Origin of the sequence: Streptomyces colwelliae, assembly GCF_048158785.1 — a bacterium.
In the GTDB taxonomy this organism is placed as follows: Bacteria; Actinomycetota; Actinomycetes; order Streptomycetales; family Streptomycetaceae; genus Streptomyces.
Genome location: NZ_JBLTJC010000650.1, coordinates 1 through 3,227, shown reverse-complemented (window position 1 = coordinate 3,227; position 3,227 = coordinate 1). Strand labels below are relative to the sequence as shown.

Annotated in this window: 4 protein-coding genes; 2 read left to right on the top strand and 2 right to left on the bottom strand. The window is 67.1% G+C overall.

Annotated elements, in window-relative coordinates; genetic code table 11:
• Positions 1 to 158: 158 nt before the first annotated feature.
• Positions 159 to 1,766: an MDR family MFS transporter gene (locus ACNFOC_RS52630; protein ID WP_416966062.1), complete on the bottom strand. Its 1,608-nt coding sequence runs from the start codon at positions 1,764 to 1,766 to the stop codon at positions 159 to 161.
• A 128-nt stretch (positions 1,767 to 1,894) separates the two neighbouring features.
• Between ACNFOC_RS52630 and ACNFOC_RS52625 the strand changes: the two genes are divergently transcribed.
• On the top strand, positions 1,895 to 2,491 hold the full coding sequence (locus ACNFOC_RS52625; RefSeq protein ID WP_416966063.1) for a TetR/AcrR family transcriptional regulator: 597 nt from the start codon (positions 1,895 to 1,897) through the stop codon (positions 2,489 to 2,491).
• A gap of 10 nt (positions 2,492 to 2,501) precedes the next feature.
• Here the strand turns inward: ACNFOC_RS52625 and ACNFOC_RS52620 are convergent, their stop codons facing one another.
• A complete protein-coding gene (locus ACNFOC_RS52620; protein ID WP_416966061.1) occupies positions 2,502 to 3,083 on the bottom strand; it encodes a M23 family metallopeptidase in 582 nt (193 codons plus the stop codon).
• Between ACNFOC_RS52620 and ACNFOC_RS52615 the strand changes: the two genes are divergently transcribed.
• A partial coding sequence (locus ACNFOC_RS52615; RefSeq protein ID WP_416966060.1) for a hypothetical protein occupies positions 3,034 to 3,227 on the top strand: 194 nt, incomplete at its 3' end. The two genes, ACNFOC_RS52620 and ACNFOC_RS52615, sit on opposite strands and share 50 nt — an antisense overlap.

Here is a 3,227-nt window from a genome sequence, read left to right as displayed (position 1 = left end):
CCGTTGCCGGGGGCAGAGCCCCCGGCAACGGACCCGCAGACAAACGCACGACCCGCAGCCGCCCCCAGCCGAACCCACACCTCACAACCGCACCACACGCAAAGAAGGCCCCCCGGGGCGGACACCAACCGGGGGACCTTCAGCTCACTGTCGGCAGATCAGACGGCCTCGACGATCGACGCCGGCGCCACCGATCCCGCACCCTCGCCCGAACCCTCAGCCTTCGGCCCCGCCCCCTTCAGCGGAACCTCCTTCACGAACACCGCGGCCACCAGCGCGACCACAGCCACCACCGCCCCCAGCAGGAACGCGGAGTGGACACCGGCAGACACCGCGTGCTGATACGCCTCCCGCGCCACCGCCGGCAGCTTCGCCAGACTCGCCGCGTTGAGCGTCGCGGACTGCTCGGTCACCTTGGACCCCAGTGCACCCGCCCGCTCAGCCATGACGTCCTGGACCCGGTTGTTGAACAGCGCCCCCATGATGGCGACACCGAACGACGAACCGAGCGTCCGGGACAGCGTGCTCGTCGAGGACGCGACCCCCATGTCCTTCATCTGCACGCTGTTCTGCGCGACCAGCATGGTGATCTGCATCAGACAGCCCATGCCGAGCCCGACGACGGCCATGAACACACCGGACATGAAACGAGTCGTATCGGTGTCCATGGTCGACAGCAGATACAGCCCGACACCCATCAGCACGCTGCCGGCGACCGGAAACACCTTGTACTTACCGGTGTTGGTGGTCACCCGCCCCGCGACCATCGAGGTCACGAGCATCGCCCCGAGCATCGGCAGAAGCAGCAACCCGGAGTTCGTAGCGGACGCGCCCTGCACGGACTGCTGGTACAGCGGCAGGAAAAGCGTCGCACCGAACATCACGAACCCGGTGATGAAGCCGATGATCGCCATCAGGGTGAAGTTGCGGCTGCGGAAGATGTGCAGCGGCACGACCGGCTCGGCGGCCTTGGTCTGCCAGAACACGAACCCGACGAGCGAGGCCACACCGAGCCCGATCAGTTCCATGATCCGCGCGGACGTCCAGTCGTACTGCGAACCGCCCCACGTGGTGACGAGCACGATCGAGGTGATGCCGACGGCCAGCAGCCCGGCGCCCAGGTAGTCGATCCGCGCCTGCGACCGCTTCTTCGGGAGGTGCAGCACGGCACTGATCGCGGCGAGCGCGATGACACCGAGCGGCAGGTTGATGTAGAAGGACCAGCGCCAGCCCCAGTTGTCGGTGATGGTGCCGCCGACCAGCGGTCCGCCGATCATCGCGAGCGCCATGACGCCGGCCATCATGCCCTGGTACTTGCCCCGCTCACGCGGCGGGATGAGGTCGCCGATGATCGCCATGACGCCGACCATCAGACCACCGGCACCGAGACCCTGGATGGCCCGGAAACCGATCAACTGCCCCATGTTCTGCGCCATACCGCTCAGCGCGGAACCGGCCAGGAAGATCACGATCGAGGTCATGAAGGCGCCCTTGCGCCCGTACATGTCACCGAGCTTGCCCCACAGGGGCGTGGAGCTGGCCGTGGCGAGCGTGTACGCGGTGACGACCCACGACAGATGCTCCAGCCCGCCCAGCTCACCGACGATCGTCGGCATGGCCGTACCCACGATCATGTTGTCGAGCATCGCGAGCATCATGGTGATCATCAGGGCGAGCAGGACGACCCGCACGCTCTTCGGCTGTTTACCGTCCACCTCTGGCCCGGGCGCCCCCGGCCCGGCCTCGACCGTCTGTGTGTCCGCCATCTTTCCCACTCCCCTTGATACCGCCACCGTCCGGCTACTTACTTGCCGCCCGGCTAGTTGACTACACTCAGGGAAAGTAGACCCGTAACTAGCCGGGCGTCAAGTAAGTTTGCTGGAGCATGAGACGAATGGGCGGCACCATGGACGGCACCAAGCGGCAGCGTCGCGGAGACACCCGCCAGCGCATCCAGGACGTGGCGCTCGAGCTCTTCGCCGAGCAGGGCTACGAGAAGACCTCGCTGCGCGAGATCGCCGAGCACCTGGACGTCACGAAGGCGGCGCTCTACTACCACTTCAAGACCAAGGAAGAGATCCTCGTCAGCATCTTCGAGGACCTGACGAAGCCGATCGAAGACCTGATCGAGTGGGGCCGCGGCCAGCCGCACACCCTGGAGACCAAGCAGGAGATCGTACGGCGCTACGCCGTCGCGCTCGACGGCGCCACCCCGCTGTTCCGCTTCATGCAGGAGAACCAGGCGACGGTACGGGACCTGCGCATCGGCGAGCGTTTCAAGGAGCGGATGCGCGGTCTGCGGGAGATCATGATCGACCCCGAGTCGAGTCTGGTCGACCAGGTCCGTTCGCTCAGCGCGATCTTCACGCTGCACGCCGGCATGTTCGCCGTGCAGGACCTCGAAGGCGACCCCGAGGACAAGCGCAAGGCCGTCCTGGAGGTCGCCACCGACATGATCACGCAGGCTCACGCGGGCTCGAAGCCCGCTTGACCGGACCGGCTCAGACGGTCACACCCTTGCCGCGCAGGAACGCGACCGGGTCTATCGCCGAGCCGTAGTTGGCGGTCGTACGGATCTCGAAGTGCAGGTGGGGACCGCTGGAGTTGCCGGTGCTGCCGGACAGCGCGATGTGCTGACCGGTGCTGACGACCTGGCCGACCTTCACGTCGATGCGCGAGAGGTGGGCGTACTGGGAGTACGTGCCGTTGCCGTGCTTGATGACGATGGCGTTGCCGTACGCGGCACCGTCGCCCGCACCGTTGCCGCCGGCCTTGACGACGGTCCCGCCGTGCGCGGCGACGACGTTGGTGCCGCTGGCCACGGCGAAGTCCTGCCCGCTGTGGGTGGACTGCCACATGCTGCCGGCCTGGGCGAAACTCGCGGACAGCGTGTACTTCTTCACCGGGTCGACCCAGGAGGCGGCGGTCTTCGCACTGACCGTCTTCGGCGCGACGCTCGCGGTGGCGGCGCTCGCGACCCCGGTGCCCAGCACGGCGGTGGCCCCCAGTCCGACGGCCAGGACGGCCACACGGGTGCGGAGCGAAGACGTACGGGAAGAGCGGGACGTGGCGCGCTGGAACATCGAAACCTCACGGGGGACCGAGTCGCCGTTCTTCACGGCCAGCCTCAAGGTCAACGAGCGCTGGTTCGACAAGGACGAGCGCGCCCTGCCGATCTCGATCGTCAACACCGGCTCGCAGATCGCCAACGCCATCGCCCCGCCCAT

Coding starts and splice junctions, on each gene's coding strand:
- ACNFOC_RS52630 (WP_416966062.1), bottom strand. CDS start 1,766: ATGGCGGACACACAGACGGTCGAGGCCGGGCCGGGGGCGCCCGGGCCA.
- ACNFOC_RS52625 (WP_416966063.1), top strand. CDS start 1,895: ATGGGCGGCACCATGGACGGCACCAAGCGGCAGCGTCGCGGAGACACC.
- ACNFOC_RS52620 (WP_416966061.1), bottom strand. CDS start 3,083: ATGTTCCAGCGCGCCACGTCCCGCTCTTCCCGTACGTCTTCGCTCCGC.